We start from the raw sequence: 19,500 nt of genomic DNA on the forward strand, positions 1-19,500 counted from the left end.
ATTATTTTCAGCCAGGAAGAATAAGTCGATAAAATCTTAAAGGATATTGATTAATAGAATATGAATTATTTCGACTGATACTTTTCCCTGTTATGTGACGCAACATATCTGAGTAAAATGACAAGTTCATTAATTGCTGTCGCACGCCATAACGAAATGGAATAGAATTTCGCTGTTTGCTCTCTCCGTATTATCGCGGCTGCTGAACCCGATCAATCGAAGAGAGAAAAAGCAATGGAAACACCCCGTAGCCGGGACTGGCGCCGTGCCCAAAAGCGGCGCAATAAATCCCGAGATGTTCACACCGCGCTTTTACGTTTTCGTGGCGAAAAGAACTGGAAGATGCTGTATCTGCGTTCTGAAAAAGTAACGCGGGCCGCACAACTGGGGATTGAGTATCCACGCGTAACCCGTCAACAAAGGACGAGGCGCGGCCTGGAAGAGTATCTGTTTGCCAATGAACGTCCTTTTCATATGTAGTCGTAATCAATGGCGCAGCCCCACGGCGGAACAGGTGTTCCGCCGTTATCCCGGGCTTAACGTCCGTTCTGCCGGGACCAGTCGCAATGCCAAAAAAACGGTCTGTGCCGAAGGGTTGCAGTGGGCAGATGTTATCTGTGTGATGGAGCAGAAACATAAAAACCGCTTAATGGCCGACTATCGTCGTATCATCGACAATAAACCGCTTCACGTTCTCGATATCCCCGATGACTACCGCTACATGGACCCTGCGTTGATCGCGCTGCTCGAAGAGATCGTTCCCCCGGTACTTGGCCTCGCCACATAGTCCCAGTGTTCAGGGGCGCGTCAATGGCCGCTACGCCGCAATCCGTCGCAGCGCCTGTGCCAGTTGCACGCGGGTAAAGGGTTTTCGCAACAGTTCAACATCCGGTAGCGCAGGGTTATGCGCCGGGCGTAAATCCTGGCCGCTAATCAGTAACAGCGGCAAATGCGGGTAGTGCTGACGGGCGAAATTAATCACTTCCGCGCCACTCATCTGCCCCGGCAGCATCAGGTCGCTAATCAGCATGCCGATATCCTCCGATGCCGCCAGCAGCGCCAGCGCCTGTTCACCGCACTCCGCCTCCAGCGTTAAATACCCTAACCCATGTAACTGTTCGCAGAGGGTTTGTCGTACATCCGCTTCATCTTCCAGCACCAGGATTAACTTATCAGTACGGTCCGCTTCCTGTGCGGGCGCCTGCTCGACCGGGCTGACGACCTGTACCGACGCGCGTGGAAGTTGTAAACGTACCGTGGTTCCCTGGCCTGGCGCGCTATCAATAGCCACCCGTCCACCGGACTGGCGCACAAAGCCGTATACCATCGACAGCCCCAGGCCGCTGCCGCTGCCGGTCTGCTTGGTGGTGAAGAACGGCTCGAAGACGCGGGCCTTCACCTCCCCGGACATGCCGCAACCTCTGTCGATCACTTCCAGGACCACCATATCCTGCCTGCGTCCGTCGCTGCGCGTCACACGCTGGTTCCAGGTACGGATCTTGATCGTCCCTTTCTGCCCTTCCATCGCATCCCGCGCGTTCATTACCAGATTGATGATGGCGTTTTCCAGTTGGCCAACGTCAATCCATGCAGGCCAGGCAGGTTGTTGAGCCTCAATCTCCAGCGTCAACGTGGCAGGAAGAGAATGACGCATCAGCTCGCTTAAGTTCTCCAGCAGCGGCTGCATCTCTACTGCATGGGGGTGCAGAGATTGTTTACGCGAGAAGGCCAGCAAACGCTGGGTCAGCATCGCCCCACGCTCAGCCGCTTTTAGCGCACGGGAGATACGCGGGGCATCCGGCGATTGCGGGTTCACCAGTTCCAGGCTACCGATGATGACCGCCAGTAAGTTATTGAAATCGTGCGCCAGCCCACCGGTAAGCTGACCGACGGCTTTCATTTTCTGGCTGTGCAACAGCGCCTCTTCCAGCCCCTTACGTTCCGTTCTGTCCAGCACGACATTGACCATTCCGCGCCCCGGTACCGGGCTAAATCGCAGCTCAATAGTGCGGTTATCCGCCAGACGAAGCTCCTGCGGTTTTGGCATGGGTCGCGCGAGGTTCTCCTGCACATGGTCCGGCAGCTCACTCACCTGACGCAACAGGCTCTGATAGTGCTGCCCGCGTTGCAGCGCCTCGGCAGAGAGGCCAAGCAGCAACGGATACTGCGGGTTCCACACCACCAGGCAGCCCTGGCTGTCGAACAGCGCAAAGCCGTCACGCATGGCATGGAAGGTGGTCTCCAGTTGGGTGCTTTTCTCTTTGAGCAACTTAGAGGTGTGCTCAAGCGAGGCGGTATTGCGGGCGAAGACGTTAAAGGCGCGCGCCAGTTCGCCCAGTTCATCGCGCCGTTGCAGCGCTGGTACAGGAACATCCGGCTCACCGCGCGCCAGACGGGACATCGCACGGGAAATCGCCGTTAAATTCGACCCCAGATTGCGGTAGATATACCAGCCAGCAAACCCGGTAATCACCAGCGCCAGCAGGGCAAAGGCGCTGATAAAGATAATGATCGAGCGCATTTCACTGTGACTTTGCGCGGTCCGTTGCTCAGAAGCCTGCGCCACCTGGGCAACGTACTGATTGATATCGGTATTGAGAATAGCGACCAGCGCTTTGATATGAAACATAAACCAGCTTATCGCCAGATCGCTCTCATCCAGTTGCGCCGCCAGCGGACCGAGTTTTGCCAGCTCATCGTTGAAATCCTGCAAAATGCCATTCACCACCGGGTTGTCGGTGCGCTCTGGCAACTGTGTGCGGATCTCCGTCAGTTGCTGGATCGTCGGGCGTGGCGAGGGGGTACGGATGGCAGCGGCCAGCAGCCTGTCCATTTCGCCGAGTAAACGGGGATCGCCAATGGCAATGCCATCGCGCTGGTTAAACGCCTGCAAATGGCGCAGATAACTTTGGTTCTGATACAGCGAACTGAGTAGCGCATTACGTTCAAGATGGCGGCGCTGACCACGCTCCAGCATCTGCGTCACACTCTGTTCCAGTTCATTGCTGCGCCAGGTAATGCGCTCCACCAGTTGCGGTTCCAGTTGGGCCAGCGGGGCACGGGCGAGTTGTTCCAGCGATTTTTGCAGCGCCATTTGGGTCGCCTTAAGCCGTTCCGCTTCGCTCTTATATTCCAGCGCCCCCACCACCTGCGAAAGGCGCACCGCCGCCGTGGCGACATTTGCCGTATCACGCGCAAGGTTCATGCTGCCGGTCATGTCATCCAGCGTCTGCTGCTGCACCTGCTCCTGGATTTGGCTGGCATGGCGAAATCCCAATACCGCAACGCCGCAAACCATCAGGGTCACGGCCATCACCAGCAGGTTGAAGAACAGTAACCGCCCGCGCGCGCTGGCGAAAAACGAGTTGTGCCGATAGGGCATAGCGGGCTCCGTTGTCTGTGTTCCCCTCACCCTAACCCTCTCCCCGGAGGAGCGAGGGGACTGTTCGGTGCGGGCTGGGTTTCCTCCCTCTCCCCGGAGGGGCGAGGGGACTGCTCGGTGCGGTCTGGGTTTTCTCCCTCTCCCTTCCAGGGAGAGGGCTGGGGTGAGGGTGAAGGAAGTTATGTTGCGTAACTGTGATCTTCGTTAACTATTCAGCAATATGACAAATATGAACGCCCAATGTCATTCTGCATTTATTTCATCGTGGTGGACTGCAAGTATTGATAACCCTTGCAGGAGTAAGCCATGAGCAAGACGCCGGTTCTGGAGATGCGCAATATTGCCAAAGCGTTTGGCAAGTTTTACGCGCTCAAAGGCGTGGATCTGACGGTATATCCTGGCGAAATCCACGCACTGATGGGGGAAAACGGCGCGGGTAAAAGCACCCTGATGAAGATCCTCGCGGGGGCATACACCGCCACCAGCGGCGAGATATTAATTGACGGGCAGTCATTTAATATCAAAGGGCCAAAAGACGCGCTGGCGGCTGGCATCACGCTGATCTATCAGGAGATGCAGTTAGCCCCCAATCTGACCGTCGCCGAAAATATCTTTCTGGGCAGTGAGATTTCCCGCGGTGGGCTAATTCAGCGCCGGGACATGGTCGCTCAGGCGCAAAGCGTGATTGACCGCCTCGGCGCTCAGTTCAAAGCCAGTGACCTGGTGATGAAACTGACCATCGCCGAACAACAACAAGTCGAAATCGCCCGCGCCCTGCATCGTAACAGCCGTATTCTGGTGATGGATGAACCCACCGCCGCCCTCTCCTCTCGTGAAACACACCGCCTGTTTGAACTGATCATGCGTCTGCGCGACGAAGGGATGGCAATCATCTATATCAGCCACCGCATGGCAGAAGTGTATGAGCTTTCCGACCGGGTTAGCGTCCTGCGTGATGGTCAGTATGTGGGCAGCCTGACCCGCGACAAACTCAACGCCTCAGAACTGGTACGTATGATGGTGGGCCGCCCGCTCAGCGATCTCTTCAATAAAGAACGCGATATTCCACGGGGCGATGTTCGTCTGAACATTCATCACCTCACCGACGGCAAAAAAATCCAGCCGGTCAGCCTGCAGGTACGCGCCGGAGAGATCGTCGGCCTTGCCGGCCTGGTGGGCGCAGGTCGTTCAGAGCTCGCACAACTGATTTTTGGCGTGCGTAAAGCTACCGGCGGGGTGATTGAAATCGATGGCGAACCGGTGGTTATCCACTCTCCGCGAGCCGCCATTGATTTAGGCATCGGCTTCCTCACCGAAAACCGCAAAGAACAAGGGTTGTTTCTGGAGCTGGCCGCGCAGGAAAACATCACGATGGCGACCATTGAGCGCGATGCCAGTTACGGCCTGCTCGACCGCAAGAAAGCGCAATCCATCTCCGATGACGCCATCAAGTTACTCAATATCCGCGTGCCCCACTCTCAGGTGCGGGCGGGTGGTCTTTCGGGCGGCAATCAGCAAAAACTGCTGATCTCCCGCTGGGTCGCCATCGGGCCGCGCATCCTGATTCTCGATGAGCCCACACGCGGCGTCGATGTCGGGGCCAAGAGCGAAATCTATCGCATCATGAGCCAGATGGCGCGCAAAGGGGTGGCCATTCTGATGATTTCCAGCGAGTTACCGGAGGTGGTCGGTATGAGCGACCGCGTATATGTGATGCATGAAGGCAGTATCGCCGGTGAACTGGAAGGCGAACGTATTACCCAGGAAAACATTATGACGCTGGCGACCGGCGTGAACGAATCCCATCATCAGGCGGTGCACCATGACTGAATCGAAAGAGACCTCTGCCACCACGCCACAACAGGTGGCGAAATCGGCCTCGGCGAAAAAAATGCTGATGGGCGATCTGATGCAAACGGTCGGCATCTTGCCAATCTTGATCCTGATCGTCGCAGTATTTGGCTTTATCGCACCGAACTTTTTTACGGAAAGCAACCTGCTGAATATCACTCGCCAGGCATCGATCAACATCGTGCTGGCGGCGGGGATGACCTTTATCATTTTGACCGGCGGTATTGACCTGTCAGTCGGATCCATCCTCGGCACCACGGCGGTGGCGGCGATGGTGGTGTCGCTGATCCCGGAACTGGCTTTCCTTTCCGTACCCGCCGCGCTGATGCTCGGTCTGGTGCTGGGGTTGTTTAACGGCGTACTGGTCGCGTTCGCCGGGCTTCCCCCCTTTATCGTTACGCTTGGCACCTATACGGCGCTGCGCGGCGCGGCTTATCTGCTGGCGGACGGCACCACGGTCATCAACTCCAGTATCGGGTTTGAGTGGATCGGCAATAACTATCTCGGGCCGATCCCCTGGCTGGTGGTGATTGCGCTGGCGGTGATTGTGGTCTGCTGGTTCATCCTGCGTCGTACCACCCTGGGTGTGCACATTTATGCCGTCGGCGGCAACATGCAGGCGGCGCGTCTTACCGGTATCAAAGTGTGGCTGGTACTGCTGTTTGTCTACGGCATGAGCGGCCTGCTGTCTGGCCTTGGCGGGGTGATGAGCGCGTCTCGTCTGTACAGCGCCAACGGTAACCTTGGTATGGGCTACGAGCTTGACGCCATCGCGGCGGTCATCCTCGGCGGCACCAGTTTCGTCGGCGGCATCGGCACCATCACCGGTACGCTGGTCGGGGCGCTGATTATCGCCACCCTGAACAATGGCATGACATTGATGGGTGTTTCTTACTTCTGGCAACTGGTGATCAAAGGGGCGGTGATCATCATTGCAGTGCTGATAGACAAATACCGTACCCGACATCATCAAAGTGCATAACAACAAGATTTCCCTGAAAACCCTACGTGAGGAAAGAATATGCGTTTGAAGCCGTTAGTCACCGCGCTCTGTGCTGGCGCACTGCTTGCCGCAGCGCCATTTGCGCAGGCCAAAGAACTGAAATCGATCGGGGTAACGGTAGGCGACCTTGCCAACCCGTTCTTCGTGCAAATCACCAAAGGGGCGGAGCTGGAAGCGCGTAAACTGGCGGGCGATAAGGTGAAAGTAACGCTGGTTTCCAGCGGCTACGACCTTGGCCAACAGGTGGCGCAAATCGATAACTTTATCGCCGCCAAAGTGGACATGATTATCCTCAACGCTGCGGATTCGAAAGGTATTGGGCCTGCGGTCAAACGCGCGAAAGATGCCGGTATCGTCGTGGTCGCCGTTGACGTTGCGGCGGAAGGGGCAGATGCCACCATTACCTCGGATAACACCCAGGCCGGAGAGATGGCCTGTAAGTACATTACCGACCGTCTGAAAGGCAAAGGCAATGTGGTCATCATCAACGGACCGCCGGTCTCTGCGGTACAGAACCGTGTGGAAGGCTGCCAGACCGAATTCAAGCGCCACCCGGATATCAAAGTGCTGTCGTCTAACCAGAACGCCAAAGGCAGCCGCGAAGGGGGTCTGGAAGTGATGACCTCGCTGCTGGCCGCGAATCCGAAGATCGACGGTGTGTTTGCGATTAACGATCCAACGGCGATCGGCGCCGATCTGGCTGCTAAACAGGCACAACGTAACGAGTTCTTTATCGTTGGCGTGGACGGCAGCCCGGACGGTGAAGAGGCGCTGAAACGCGAGAACTCGCTGTTTGTCGCGACCCCGGCGCAAGATCCCCAGGTAATGGCGGCCAAAGCGGTGGAAATCGGCTATGACATTCTGCAGGGGAAACCCGCGCCGAAAGAGCCTGTGCTGATCCCGGTGACGATGATCGACAAGAAAAACGTCAGTACCTATAAGGGCTGGACGGTTAAGTAAGTGCGGTTTTTTCCCCTCACCCCTGCCCTCTCCCCATAGGGGAGAGGGAGTAAACCATCCCCTCGCCCTGTGGGGTGAGGGAGCAAACCATCCCCTCGCCCCTGTGGGGAGAGGGAGCATACCATCCTCTCACCCCTGTGGGGAGAGGGTGCAAACCATCCCCTCGCCCCTGTGGGGAGAGGGAGCAAACCATCCCCTCGCCCCTGTGGGGAGAGGGTTAGGGTGAGGGGCACAACGCGCTCAAATGCCATCAGGAGATAGTCATGAAACGCTCCGAAATCAATGAAATCCTCGGCCATACCCGGCAATTCTTTTCCATGCACGACGTCCACTTGCCGCCCTTCGCCAGTTTTCCCCCAACCAAATGGCATCAACTTGATCACGATAGCTGGCGCGAAGTCTTCGACTTAAAACTGGGTTGGGATGTCACCGCTTTCGGCGGTGACAATTTTTACACCCAAGGGCTCACCCTTTTCACCCTGCGCAATGGTTCGCCAAATGGCACCCCTTACGCCAAATGCTATGCGGAAAAAATCATGCACGTGCGCGACGGGCAGGTCACACCCATGCATTTTCACTGGCGCAAACGCGAAGACATTATTAACCGTGGCGGCGGCAATCTGATTATCGAGCTGTGGAACGCCGGCGCGCATGAAGAGACGACGTATACCGACGTGAGCGTGGTTATCGACGGTTGTCTCCAGACACATTCAGCGGGCAGCCAGTTACGCCTCTCACCAGGGGAAAGCATTTGCCTGCCGCCCGGTCTGTACCACAGCTTTTGGGGCGAATCCGGTTTCGGCGATGTGCTGGTCGGCGAAGTGTCGTCGGTCAACGATGACGAACATGACAACCACTTCCTGCACCCGGTAGATCGCTTTAACGACATTCTGGAAGACGAACCCGCGCAGCTAGTGCTGTGTAACGAATATGGTCTGTTTCTGAGCTAAGGAGAATACGATGGCTTTGATTTCGCTTGCCCAGGGTTTGGCGCACGCCCGTGAACATCACTACGCGCTGGGCGCGTTCAACGTGCTCGACTCCCACTTTTTACGCGCGCTGTATGCTGCGGCGAGACAGGAGCGTTCGCCTTTCATCATCAATATCGCCGAGGTGCACTTCAAATATGTCTCCCTCGAATCACTGGTGGAAGCGGTGAAATACGAAGCCGCCCACCATGACATTCCGGTGGTGCTTAACCTCGATCACGGCCTGCATTTTGAATCCGTGGTGCGCGCCTTAAGGCTGGGCTTTACTTCGGTGATGTTTGATGGCTCTACGCTGGAATATGAAGAGAATATTCGCCAGACGCGGGAAGTGGTGAAGATGTGCCATGCGGTGGGCGTCTCTGTGGAGGCTGAACTCGGGGCCGTTGGCGGCGATGAAGGTGGCGCATTGTATGGTCATGCGGATGAAGCCTGGTTTACCGACCCCGCCAAAGCGCGTGATTTTGTCGACCGTACCGGTATCGACACCCTCGCCGTCGCCATTGGTAACGCCCATGGTAAATACAAAGGGGAACCGAAGCTCGACTTTGCTCGCCTGGAGGCGATTCGCCAGCAAACCGGCCTGCCGCTGGTGCTCCACGGTGGTTCCGGCATCAGTGACGCGGATTTCCGGCGCGCTATCGGGCTTGGCATCCATAAAATCAATTTCTATACCGGGATGTCGCAAGCGGCGCTGGACACCATTGAAGCACGCATGGCCAACCGCCAGCCTCTCTACGACGAATTCGCCCAGCTCTTGCTGAGCGTGGAAGAGGCCATCACCGACACCGTTGCCGGGCAGATGCGCGTCTTTGGCAGCGCGGGGCAACTCTGATGGAAAGAAAAGGAATTATCGCCGCCGGAAACATGCTGGTCGATCATGTGCACCAGATTGTGCAATGGCCGGAGCGTGGCTGGTTAGCGGAGATCACGCAAAGCGAGCGTTCTACCGGTGGAGCGCCGCTCAATGTCCTGCTGACGCTGGCCAAAATGCGCACGGGCATGCCGCTTCAGGCGGTGGGGCTGGTCGGTGAAGACAGCGACGGGGATTACATTATGGCGATGCTCGACCAGTATCATGTCAATCGCCAGCATGTGCAGCGCACCAATTCTGCCCCAACTTCCATGTCGCAGGTCATGACCGATCCAACCGGCCAACGCACCTTCTTCCACTCCCCCGGCGCCAACCGTCTTCTGGATCTCCCGGCATTCAACAGCCTGGACCAGACCATGAAAATCTTCCATCTCGGCTATTTGTTGCTGCTCGACAGCCTTGACCTGCCGGATGAGGAGTTTGGTACCCGCAGCGCCCGCCTGCTGGCACAGATGCGCGAGCAGGGTTACGAAACGTCGCTCGATCTGGTCTCCCGCAAGGGCGATCCGCGTTATCAGCCGCTGGTGATGCCCTGCCTGCCGTATCTGGATTATCTGGTCATCAACGAGATGGAAGCGGGAGAATTTAGCGGGCTGGAGATGCGCCTGCCTGACGATTCGCCGCATATCGCCAACATCGCCACGGCCGCCTCGCAGTTGCTCGCCGCCGGGGTACGCCAGCGCGTGGTGATCCACTGCCCGGAGGGGGCATGGGGCGAGGAACCAGGCCGCGAGGGTCAGTGGATAGCCACCCTGATGCTCACGCAGGAGGAGATCATCGGTAGCGTCGGTGCGGGAGATGCGTTTTGCGCCGGGCTGCTCTACGGCTGCCACGAACACTGGCCGCTGGCGCAAAGCATTCAACTGGCCCACGCCTGCGCCCGGGCAAGCCTGCTTTGCGCGAACGCCATCGACGGGGCGAAATCGCTGGAAGAATTAAAACAAGAGATCGACGGCGCGCCATAGCGCCGCTACGCCGCCTGTTCGCTGTGTACGACATCCGCCGCAAAAACATAGCCCAGCCCGCGTATTGTTTTGATTAACGCGGGTTGATGCGGGTTGATCTCAATTTTGCGGCGCAGGCGCATGATCAATACATCGATAGTGCGGTCAAACACCTCAACGCTTTCACTGTGGGTCAATTCCAGCAGTTGCTCACGGCTGAGTACACGACGCGCGTTTTGTACCAGCGCCAGCAGCAGGCTGTATTCCCCCTGGGTTAAATCAACGGTTTGCCGACGGGGGTCGCTAAGCTGGCAGCGTGCGGGATCAAGATGCCAGCCATTGAAGGCATACCCGGCCATTTTCATCGTCTGCACATCCGCCGCCAGCGCGCCCGTGCGGCGCATCACCGCCTTCACCCGCGCCACCAGCACCCGTGGGGTAAAGGGTTTGCCAATATAGTCATCAGCCCCCATTTCCAGCCCCACTACCACATCCGATTCACTGCCCAGCCCCGTGAGCATAATCACCGGCAGCTCAGGGCGTTGTTTCTGCAGTTGGGTAAGCACCATCAGGCCGTTGATGTCCGGCAGGACCATATCGAGCAACACCAGCGCAATTTCAGGATGCCGTGCTGCCGCAGCAATCGCATCCAGCCCGTTATGACACACGTGTACCGTAAAGACGTGCTCGCTCAACACATCCCTGAGCAGTTCGCAGACCGCCACATCATCATCCACTACCAGAATCGCAGGTTTCATTGTCCGCATCCGTCAGGAAAAGTGATTCGTTGCTTTATTTTATTTGGCGGAACCATAAAGGCGGTGAATTAATGCTGTTTTTATAATCGCGGTCACATCCCCTCGCCTTCGTCACGTCAAATTTGACGATGGCCTGCCCTTCGTCAGTATTTTGACCAAAATTCGGACGTAAAATCAGGCAATACCCACAAAAGAAGCATGGCATAGAAGATGCATAATGGGTCGAGTGAGCGCGCAAAGCGCGATCTTTCTTAACTGGAGCGATAGCGATGAAAAAAGTCGTCACGGTTTGTCCGTATTGCGCCTCAGGTTGCAAGATTAACCTGGTGGTGGATAACGGAAAAATCGTTCGGGCGGAGGCTGCGCAAGGAAAGACCAACCAGGGTACCCTGTGTCTGAAAGGCTACTATGGCTGGGATTTTATTAATGATACACAGATCCTTACGCCTCGTCTGAAAACCCCAATGATCCGTCGCCAGCGTGGCGGCAAACTGGAAGCCGTCTCCTGGGATGAAGCCCTGGATTACGTTGCCACTCGCCTGAGCGCCATTAAAGAGAAGTATGGCCCGGATGCGATTCAGACAACCGGCTCGTCCCGCGGTACGGGGAACGAAACCAACTACATAATGCAAAAATTTGCGCGCGCCGTTATTGGTACCAATAACGTGGACTGCTGCGCACGCGTCTGACACGGCCCATCGGTTGCAGGTCTGCACCAGTCGGTCGGCAATGGCGCAATGAGTAATGCCATTAACGAAATCGATAACACGGATCTCGTGTTTATCTTTGGCTATAACCCGGCGGATTCGCATCCTATCGTCGCTAACCACGTGATTCGGGCGAAACAGAACGGGGCAAAAATCATCGTCTGCGATCCGCGCAAAATCGAAACCGCGCGTATTGCTGATATGCACGTTGCGTTGAAAAACGGCTCGAACATCGCGCTGTTAAACGCACTCGGGCATGTGATTATTGAAGAAAACCTGTACGACCAGGCGTTCGTGGCCTCGCGTACCCAGGGTTTTGAAGAGTACAAAAAAATCGTCGAAGGCTATACGCCGGAGTCGGTGGAAGAGATCACGGGCGTGTGCGCTGCGGATATCCGTAAAGCCGCCCGCATGTATACCGGTGCGAAAAACGCCACCATCCTGTGGGGCATGGGCGTAACCCAGTTCTATCAGGGCGTAGAGACGGTACGTTCACTGACCAGTCTCGCCATGCTGACGGGCAACCTGGGTAAACCGCATGTTGGGGTGAACCCGGTACGTGGGCAGAACAACGTCCAGGGCGCCTGCGATATGGGTGCGCTGCCGGATACCTTCCCGGGCTACCAGTTCGTCAAAGAACAGGCTCACCGCGATAAATTCGCGAAAGCCTGGGGTGTGGCCGAGCTGCCCGCGCATACCGGTTATCGCATCAGCGAACTGCCGCACCGCGCGGCACATGGCGAAGTGCGCGCCGCGTACATCATGGGGGAAGATCCGCTGCAGACCGACGCAGAACTCTCCGCCGTGCGTAAAGCGTTTGAGGATCTGGAACTGGTCATCGTGCAGGATATCTTTATGACCAAAACCGCGTCGGCGGCGGACGTCATATTGCCATCCACCTCCTGGGGTGAGCACGAAGGTGTGTTCACGGCGGCTGACCGTGGCTTCCAGCGCTTCTTTAAAGCGGTAGAACCGAAGTGGGATCTGAAAACGGACTGGCAGATTATCAGTGAGATTGCCACCCGTATGGGCTACCCGATGCATTACAACAACACGCAGGAAATCTGGGACGAATTGCGTCATCTCTGCCCGGATTTCTACGGCGCCACCTACGAGAAAATGGGTGAGCTGGGCTACATTCAGTGGCCGTGTCGCGATACATCGGATGCCGACCAGGGGACGTCGTATCTCTTCAAAGAGAAGTTCGACACCGATACCGGGCTGGCGAAGTTCTTCACCTGCGACTGGGTCGCGCCAATCGACAAACTCAACGACGAGTTCCCGATGGTGCTCTCTACCGTGCGTGAAGTGGGCCACTACTCTTGCCGTTCGATGACCGGCAACTGTGCGGCGCTGTCGGCACTGGCAGATGAACCCGGCTACGCGCAAATCAACACCGCCGATGCCGCGCGCCTCGGTATTGAAGATGAAGCACTGGTGTGGGTGAACTCGCGTAAAGGCCGGATTATCACTCGTGCGCAGGTCAGTGAACGCCCGAATAAAGGCGCGGTGTACATGACCTACCAGTGGTGGATTGGTGCCTGTAACGAGCTGGTGACGGAGAACCTGAGTCCGATTACCAAAACGCCAGAGTACAAGTACTGCGCGGTGAATGTGGAACGTATTCCCGACCAGCGTGCTGCCGAGCAGTATGTGATCGACGAGTACAACAAACTGAAATCGCGTCTGCGCGAAAGCGCACTGGGCTAATAGCGGCGTAAAAAAACGGGGTGTGATTATCGCACCCCGTTTTATTTTGTTATTTATAACATAACCATTAAATGATTATGGTTTTAAATTAAGCAGCCTTGAAATAACAGGCAAAATATTCTCTTCAAACGCAGTGCGTTCAGGCTCGCGTTTTTCACTTAAAAAATCGTCAGAAATGGCAATATTACCGCCGCCGTGCTCGCTCTTACGGCTCAGGGCATAATGAAATGTCCGCATTTCGCCGACGCGTGAAATGGAGTAGACCTCATTAAAACGGCTGAGATCTTTTTCCGGCAGAAAGGGAGCTTTCTTTGTTATCCGCCCGGTGGCGACATCAAAAATAAGCACTTCCGCATTCTTTAGGGTGTAGATAAGCCCGTACCCCGTCAGAACGGCGCCGAAAAGCAGAAACACGATGACGGATTGCAGTGTCCTGTCGTTCATTTGCGTCCAAATAAACGTGCCGACCAGCAGGGCAATACCGGCCGCGACAAATACCAGTGCGCTACCGACCTTCCACGGACGATAGACCAGGCGCCGGTCGGTCAACTCTACCAGCAAAGGGGCTGGCATCAGGCATCTCCTCGCGGGCTGATACCCAGAAAGGCTTCCGTCTCTTCCATCATAGCCTGCGGCGCTTTCTGGCCGGGGCCAAACTGCCTTATCGGCATTTTCGAGGTTTTACCGTCAACGTTAAAGACCACATTGACAATACTGTTACGAATAAGGCCAAAAAAGCGGTACTGGCGAATCAACTCAAGCCCGGCGAAATTATCCAACGACTGGTTGTATGTCGTTTTGCCGCCGCCGTTCTGGATATAAAAAATGCGTTTATCTAAATCAAATACCATCTTGATGCGCAGCGTCGCCAGCATCACGCCGGCAATGGCAAATAAAACGAGCGCGACAATAATACCGCGCAGTGATGATTCATGTTTGAAATAGGCATAAACGCCCATCGCAGCAAACGCGATCGCCAGGGCTATTTTCAATCCCTTTTGATTTTTAACAATATAGCGATTGCCTTCATGTAGATAAAAGTCTGACATTCCTGAACTCTCCGTATCATCAGGGTAACGTTAAACGCGTGCTAATATCCGCGACAGACGTATTATGGCTACAATTACTTAATCTGCTATAAAAAAATCGCCCCGCAATTTAGGAGGCGACAGTCGACGTGCATATATTATATGGCCCGGTAAGGGAGATTACGCCGCGACCAGCTCAATGCGATTACCGTCCGGGTCGGCAATCACCGCTTCATAGAACCCATCGCCGGTCCATCTCGCCGGGCTTAGCAAACACCCGTTAGCCTGTGCTTTTTGCGCCATCGCGTCCACCTCATTGCTACCGCCAACGGTAATCGCGATATGCGCCCAGCCGACAAACTCCGGGTTAGCCGGCGCATCATCAAGCTCAGGCAAGGCCATCAGTTCAATGGTCGGCCCCTCGCTCAGGGAAATGAAGTGCGAGGCGAAGCCAGGACGGTTTTTACTGAGATAGCGTTCGTTGCTCTGCCCGCCGAACACTTCCTGCCAGAAAGCGACCTGCGCATCCAGGTTGCGCGTCCAGAGCGCGACGTGTGCAATTTTCATCTTTTATCTCCACAGTGGTTATACCCGGTAGCCGCATTGACAAGGCGGTTCATAATGCTGGATCATGCTCATTATTGCTCGATGACATTTCAATAAAGAGGCTTTATGCTCGATTATGCAGCTTTTCCGCAACAGCGACAAGCACGTATTCGCCAGCTTTTGCAGGAAAACGGACGCGTTGTCTGTGCAGAACTGGCCAGCCAGATGCAGGTATCTGAACATACTATTCGCAGGGATTTACAAGAGCTTAGTCATTCAGGCGTGTGCAAAAAGGTCTATGGCGGCGCGGTACTACAGTTGCCGGAAGCCGGGAATTTTCACAGTCGCAAAGTGAAAAACAGTGCAGAAAAGGACAAGATCGCGCAGCAATGCGCAGCGCTGGTGAAGCCAGACACCTGTATTTTCATTGATGCCGGTACGACGAATCTGGCCATCGCCAGAGCTCTGCCTGCGGATATCCGCATCACAGCGGTGACGAACTCACCCGAAATCGCCGTCGAACTCATGAAACGCTCGCACAGCGAAGTGATCCTTCTGGGCGGGCAGATTCATCAGGCCACGGGAGGCTGCGTTGGCAGTGGTGCCGTTGCGCAGATTCAGGAGATGTTATTCGATCAGGTATTTATTGGCGGTTGCGCTATGGACCCGGATGTTGGGCTAACAGGGTTTGATTTTGCCGACTGCGAATTTAAAAAAGCGGTGCTGAAACAGAGTAACCAGACGGTTGTTGCCCTGACGGCAGATAAACTGCCCGGCGTGGCACGCTATGTTGTGGCACGGCCTCAGGCGCTTGATGTGATAATCATTGAAGCAAATATCAGCGATGCACTGCGTACCGTATTAAAGGAACAACAGATTACCGTTATCACGGCCTGAAACAAGAAGCGCCGCCTCCCTGACGAAAGGCGGCGTGACGATTACAGATCGGCCGTCTTGTCGAACTTGCCGAGCATTTCACGCTCGTAAGCCGCGGCTTTTTTACGGTCAAACTTGTGTTCCCACTTGGCGATAACCAGTACCGCCAGCGCATTACCCACAACGTTCAGGGCGGTACGCGCCATATCAAGGATACGGTCAACACCGGCAATAAAGGCCAGACCTTCCAGCGGAATGCCCACACTGCCCAGCGTTGCCAGCAACACCACGAACGAAACGCCCGGCACACCGGCAATACCTTTAGAGGTAACCATCAGCGTCAGCACCAGAATGATCTCCTGGCCCAGCGACAGGTCGATACCGTAAAGCTGTGCAATAAAGATGGCAGCAATACTCTGGTACAGCGTAGAGCCGTCGAGGTTAAAGGAGTAACCGGTCGGTACCACGAAGCTGGTGATGGATGCTGGCGCGCCATAGGCTTCCATCTTCTCAATGATACGCGGCAGCACACTTTCAGAGCTTGCAGTGGAGTAGGCCAGGATCAGCTCATCTTTCAGAATGCGGATGAGCGTCCAGATACTGAGTTTGCACATCCGCGCCACCAGTCCCAGCACCACCAGCGCAAAGAACAGCACCGCAAAGTAAACCAGCACCACCAGTTTCGCCAGCGGCCACAGGGACGCAAAACCGAAGTTCGCGACCGTTACGGAGATCAGCGCAAATACGCCGACCGGCGCGTAACGCATCACCATATGGGTCACTTTGAACATGGTTTCAGAGATAGAACGGAACACCGTAACCAGCGGTTCGCGGTGCGTGGCAGGCAGTGAAGAGAGCCCCAGGCCAAACAGTACCGAGAAGAAAATAATCGGCAGCATTTCGCCCTTCGCCATCGAAGACACAATGTTGGTCGGCACCAGAGACAAAATCGTGTTCATCAAGCCATGCGCGTGGCTTTGCACTTCTGCCGTGGTGCTCTGATATTTCGAAATATCCACCGCCGCGAGTTGTGACATATCAATGCCCGACCCCGGCTGGAAGACATTCGCCAGCGTAATACCCAGCACAATGGCCACCGTGGTGATCACTTCGAAATAAATAATGGTCTTGGCGCCAATACGCCCCAATTGTTTCGCATCACCCACACCGGCAATACCCACCACCAGCGTGGAGATAACAATCGGCACAACAATCATTTTGATCAAATGAATAAAGATATCGCCTGCCGGAGACAGGAGATTCGCAATCAGCCATTCGCGGCTGTCGCTGTGATAATGCAAGTAACTGCCCAGAAGAATACCCAGCACCAGGGCCAGCAGAATCTGCCAGGCCAGGCTGACTTTCAAATTTTTCATAACTCGAGACATCCTCAATGAAGCGACCTTCCCGGTGGGGAACGACTCATACGGAAAGGGTATGGTTAGCGTCACACGCTCTTGCGGGGTTTTTTAACGCGCATTATCAGTACCATTTGCAGGGTGTAGGGCGCAACCCTTTACCAGAAGGGGTATTGACTGAATTTATGCATAAAAACGCTTTTTTATGCCATTTATCATACATAACCATTTGTTATGAAAAAACTTTTTTTCAGCCATTTTTAGATAATTAATTCCGGCAATTATTTTCCTTCAAAGATTCATTTGTTCAGTTTTCATACTGTTCAGTCAATGCGTGATCTATAGCGCAAATAATAAACAAACCAGGCAAAGCCCCTATAATTAACGTTTATTTGACATATTATTAACATCCTACAAGGAGAGCAAAAGCCATGAGCCAAATCCATAAACACGATATTCCCGCAAATATTGCGGAACGTTGCCTGATCAATCCGGAGCAGTACGAGGCTAAATATCAGCAATCCATCACCGATCCTGACACCTTCTGGGGCGAGCAAGGCAAAATCCTTGACTGGATTAAACCCTATCAGAAAGTGAAAAACACTTCCTTCGCCCCGGGTAATGTCTCCATTAAATGGTACGAAGACGGCACGCTGAACCTTGCGGCCAACTGTCTTGACCGCCATCTTGCCGAACGTGGCGACCAAACCGCCATCATTTGGGAAGGCGACGACGCCAGCCAAAGTAAACATATTACCTATCGCCAGTTGCATACAGATGTCTGCCGTTTTGCCAATGTACTGACAGACCTGGGCATTAAAAAAGGCGACGTGGTGGCTATCTATATGCCCATGGTTCCGGAAGCCGCAGTCGCGATGCTGGCCTGTGCGCGTATCGGTGCCGTCCACTCGGTCATTTTCGGTGGCTTCTCGCCGGAAGCCGTTGCCGGACGCATTGTGGACTCCAGCTCCCGGCTGGTGATCACCGCCGATGAAGGCGTACGTGCCGGGCGTAATATCCCGTTGAAAAAGAACGTCGATGACGCGCTGAAAAACCCGAATGTAAAAACCGTTGAGCATGTCGTGGTACTTAAACGTACCGGCGGCAACATCGACTGGCACGAAGGCCGCGACCTGTGGTGGGACGCCCTCACCGCCAATGCCAGCCCGCAACACCAGCCGGTTGAAGTCAATGCCGAAGACCCGCTGTTTATCCTCTATACCTCCGGTTCTACAGGCAAGCCTAAAGGCGTACTGCACACCACCGGCGGCTATCTGGTTTATGCAGCCACCACCTTTAAGTATGTCTTCGATTATCACGACGGCGACGTCTACTGGTGCACCGCCGATGTCGGCTGGGTCACCGGCCACAGCTACCTGCTGTACGGACCACTGGCCTGCGGCGCGATTACCCTGATGTTCGAAGGGGTGCCGAACTGGCCGACGCCAGCGCGTATGAGCCAGGTTGTGGACAAACACAAGGTCAATATTCTCTATACCGCGCCCACGGCTATCCGTGCGCTGATGGCGGAAGGTGACAAAGCGATTGACGGTACGGACCGCTCTTCGCTGCGCATTCTCGGTTCCGTCGGCGAGCCCATCAACCCGGAAGCCTGGGAGTGGTACTGGAAGAAAATCGGCAACGAAAAATGCCCGGTCATGGACACCTGGTGGCAGACCGAAACCGGGGGCTTTATGATCACCCCGCTACCGGGTGCGATACAGCTCAAAGCGGGTTCCGCGACCCGTCCGTTCTTTGGCGTGCAGCCTGCGCTGGTGGATAACGAAGGTCATCCGCAGGAAGGGGCCACCGAGGGCAACCTGGTGATTACCGACTCCTGGCCGGGCCAGGCGCGTACCCTGTTTGGTGACCACGAGCGTTTTGAGCAGACCTACTTCTCAACCTTCAAGAACATGTACTTTAGTGGCGATGGCGCGCGCCGCGATGAAGATGGCTATTACTGGATAACCGGCCGCGTGGACGACGTGCTGAACGTTTCCGGCCACCGACTGGGGACCGCGGAGATTGAATCGGCGCTGGTCTCCCACCCAAAAATCGCCGAAGCCGCGGTGGTGGGCATTCCACACAATATTAAAGGCCAGGCCATCTACGCTTACGTCACCCTGAACCACGGTGAAGAGCCGACCCCCGCGCTCTATACCGAGGTGCGCAACTGGGTACGTAAAGAGATTGGCCCGCTGGCAACGCCGGATGTCCTGCACTGGACCGACTCTCTGCCCAAAACCCGTTCCGGCAAAATCATGCGCCGTATTCTGCGCAAAATTGCCGCCGGGGATACCAGCAATTTCGGCGATACTTCGACCCTCGCGGATCCGGGTGTCGTGGAGAAACTGCTCGAAGAGAAGCAGGCCATCACCATGCCATCGTAACCTCGCATTCCCCCTCTCCCCGTGGGAGAGGGTCGGGGTGAGGGCATCGCAAACCACCCCCTCACCCTAACCCTCTCCCTCAAGGGAGAGGGAATAACAACAAACCCTACCTTACCTCTGGAGAGTT

Annotated in this window: 17 protein-coding genes; 11 read left to right on the plus strand and 6 right to left on the minus strand. The window is 55.5% G+C overall.

Going from position 1 to position 19,500, the window contains the following annotated elements; all coding sequences use genetic code 11:
• The first annotated feature begins 234 nt into the window (after nt 1-234).
• Entirely contained in the window at nt 235-480 is a 246-nt protein-coding gene (locus ABIB59_RS20885) for a hypothetical protein (protein WP_071194333.1), read from the plus strand.
• Nucleotides 458-787: a low molecular weight protein tyrosine phosphatase family protein gene (locus ABIB59_RS20890; protein ID WP_039077866.1), complete on the plus strand. Its 330-nt coding sequence runs from the start codon at nt 458-460 to the stop codon at nt 785-787. Before ABIB59_RS20885 ends, ABIB59_RS20890 begins: the two co-directional genes overlap by 23 nt.
• Before the next feature lie 30 nt (nt 788-817).
• Here ABIB59_RS20890 and ABIB59_RS20895 read toward each other — a convergent pair whose 3' ends face one another.
• Nucleotides 818-3,382, minus strand: a complete 2,565-nt coding sequence (locus ABIB59_RS20895) for an ATP-binding protein (RefSeq protein WP_071194334.1) — start codon at nt 3,380-3,382, stop codon at nt 818-820.
• A 306-nt stretch (nt 3,383-3,688) separates the two neighbouring features.
• Here ABIB59_RS20895 and ABIB59_RS20900 point away from each other — a divergent pair, with 306 nt between their 5' ends.
• The 6 genes from ABIB59_RS20900 to ABIB59_RS20925 all read left to right on the plus strand — a co-directional run bounded on the left by ABIB59_RS20900 (nt 3,689) and on the right by ABIB59_RS20925 (nt 10,021).
• Nucleotides 3,689-5,212, plus strand: a complete 1,524-nt coding sequence (locus ABIB59_RS20900; RefSeq protein ID WP_193794917.1) for a sugar ABC transporter ATP-binding protein — start codon at nt 3,689-3,691, stop codon at nt 5,210-5,212.
• Nucleotides 5,205-6,215, plus strand: a complete 1,011-nt coding sequence (locus tag ABIB59_RS20905) for an ABC transporter permease subunit (protein WP_039077869.1) — start codon at nt 5,205-5,207, stop codon at nt 6,213-6,215. The genes ABIB59_RS20900 and ABIB59_RS20905 overlap by 8 nt, the downstream gene beginning before the upstream one ends.
• A gap of 39 nt (nt 6,216-6,254) precedes the next feature.
• The gene (locus ABIB59_RS20910) at nt 6,255-7,196 is read left to right on the plus strand and encodes an ABC transporter substrate-binding protein (RefSeq protein ID WP_039077870.1); all 942 of its coding nucleotides are present in this window, start codon (nt 6,255-6,257) and stop codon (nt 7,194-7,196) included.
• 263 nt (nt 7,197-7,459) lie between these two features.
• Nucleotides 7,460-8,146, plus strand: coding sequence for a D-lyxose/D-mannose isomerase (locus tag ABIB59_RS20915; RefSeq protein ID WP_039077871.1), 687 nt, complete (start codon nt 7,460-7,462; stop codon nt 8,144-8,146).
• 10 nt (nt 8,147-8,156) lie between these two features.
• Nucleotides 8,157-9,017, plus strand: a complete 861-nt coding sequence (locus ABIB59_RS20920) for a ketose 1,6-bisphosphate aldolase (protein WP_039077872.1) — start codon at nt 8,157-8,159, stop codon at nt 9,015-9,017.
• Nucleotides 9,014-10,021: a carbohydrate kinase family protein gene (locus ABIB59_RS20925; RefSeq protein ID WP_354036931.1), complete on the plus strand. Its 1,008-nt coding sequence runs from the start codon at nt 9,014-9,016 to the stop codon at nt 10,019-10,021. The genes ABIB59_RS20920 and ABIB59_RS20925 overlap by 4 nt, the downstream gene beginning before the upstream one ends.
• A 5-nt stretch (nt 10,022-10,026) precedes the next feature.
• Here the strand turns inward: ABIB59_RS20925 and ABIB59_RS20930 are convergent, their stop codons facing one another.
• Nucleotides 10,027-10,758: a response regulator transcription factor gene (locus tag ABIB59_RS20930; protein WP_039077874.1), complete on the minus strand. Its 732-nt coding sequence runs from the start codon at nt 10,756-10,758 to the stop codon at nt 10,027-10,029.
• 269 nt (nt 10,759-11,027) lie between these two features.
• Between ABIB59_RS20930 and fdhF the strand changes: the two genes are divergently transcribed.
• Nucleotides 11,028-13,175, plus strand: a complete 2,148-nt coding sequence (gene fdhF, locus ABIB59_RS20935; RefSeq protein ID WP_354036895.1) for a formate dehydrogenase subunit alpha — start codon at nt 11,028-11,030, stop codon at nt 13,173-13,175.
• 75 nt (nt 13,176-13,250) lie between these two features.
• Here fdhF and ABIB59_RS20940 read toward each other — a convergent pair whose 3' ends face one another.
• The 3 genes from ABIB59_RS20940 to ABIB59_RS20950 all read right to left on the minus strand — a co-directional run bounded on the left by ABIB59_RS20940 (nt 13,251) and on the right by ABIB59_RS20950 (nt 14,770).
• Nucleotides 13,251-13,748 carry a hypothetical protein gene (locus ABIB59_RS20940; protein ID WP_079497659.1) on the minus strand — a complete coding sequence of 166 codons (498 nt, stop codon included), beginning with the start codon at nt 13,746-13,748 and terminating at the stop codon, nt 13,251-13,253.
• Nucleotides 13,748-14,224: a hypothetical protein gene (locus ABIB59_RS20945; protein WP_039077878.1), complete on the minus strand. Its 477-nt coding sequence runs from the start codon at nt 14,222-14,224 to the stop codon at nt 13,748-13,750. Before ABIB59_RS20945 ends, ABIB59_RS20940 begins: the two co-directional genes overlap by 1 nt.
• 159 nt (nt 14,225-14,383) lie before the next feature.
• Nucleotides 14,384-14,770, minus strand: a complete 387-nt coding sequence (locus ABIB59_RS20950) for a VOC family protein (RefSeq protein WP_071194341.1) — start codon at nt 14,768-14,770, stop codon at nt 14,384-14,386.
• A gap of 105 nt (nt 14,771-14,875) precedes the next feature.
• Between ABIB59_RS20950 and ABIB59_RS20955 the strand changes: the two genes are divergently transcribed.
• The gene (locus ABIB59_RS20955; protein ID WP_079497657.1) at nt 14,876-15,646 is read left to right on the plus strand and encodes a DeoR/GlpR family DNA-binding transcription regulator; all 771 of its coding nucleotides are present in this window, start codon (nt 14,876-14,878) and stop codon (nt 15,644-15,646) included.
• A gap of 41 nt (nt 15,647-15,687) precedes the next feature.
• Here the strand turns inward: ABIB59_RS20955 and gltP are convergent, their stop codons facing one another.
• A complete protein-coding gene (gene gltP, locus ABIB59_RS20960; protein ID WP_039077881.1) occupies nt 15,688-17,001 on the minus strand; it encodes a glutamate/aspartate:proton symporter GltP in 1,314 nt (437 codons plus the stop codon).
• A 413-nt stretch (nt 17,002-17,414) separates the two neighbouring features.
• Here gltP and acs point away from each other — a divergent pair, with 413 nt between their 5' ends.
• On the plus strand, nt 17,415-19,373 hold the full coding sequence (gene acs, locus ABIB59_RS20965) for an acetate--CoA ligase (protein ID WP_107223966.1): 1,959 nt from the start codon (nt 17,415-17,417) through the stop codon (nt 19,371-19,373).
• Nucleotides 19,374-19,500: the final 127 nt, after the last annotated feature.

The organism is Citrobacter sp. UYEF32 (assembly GCF_040546205.1).
GTDB lineage: Bacteria > Pseudomonadota > Gammaproteobacteria > Enterobacterales > Enterobacteriaceae > Phytobacter > Phytobacter diazotrophicus.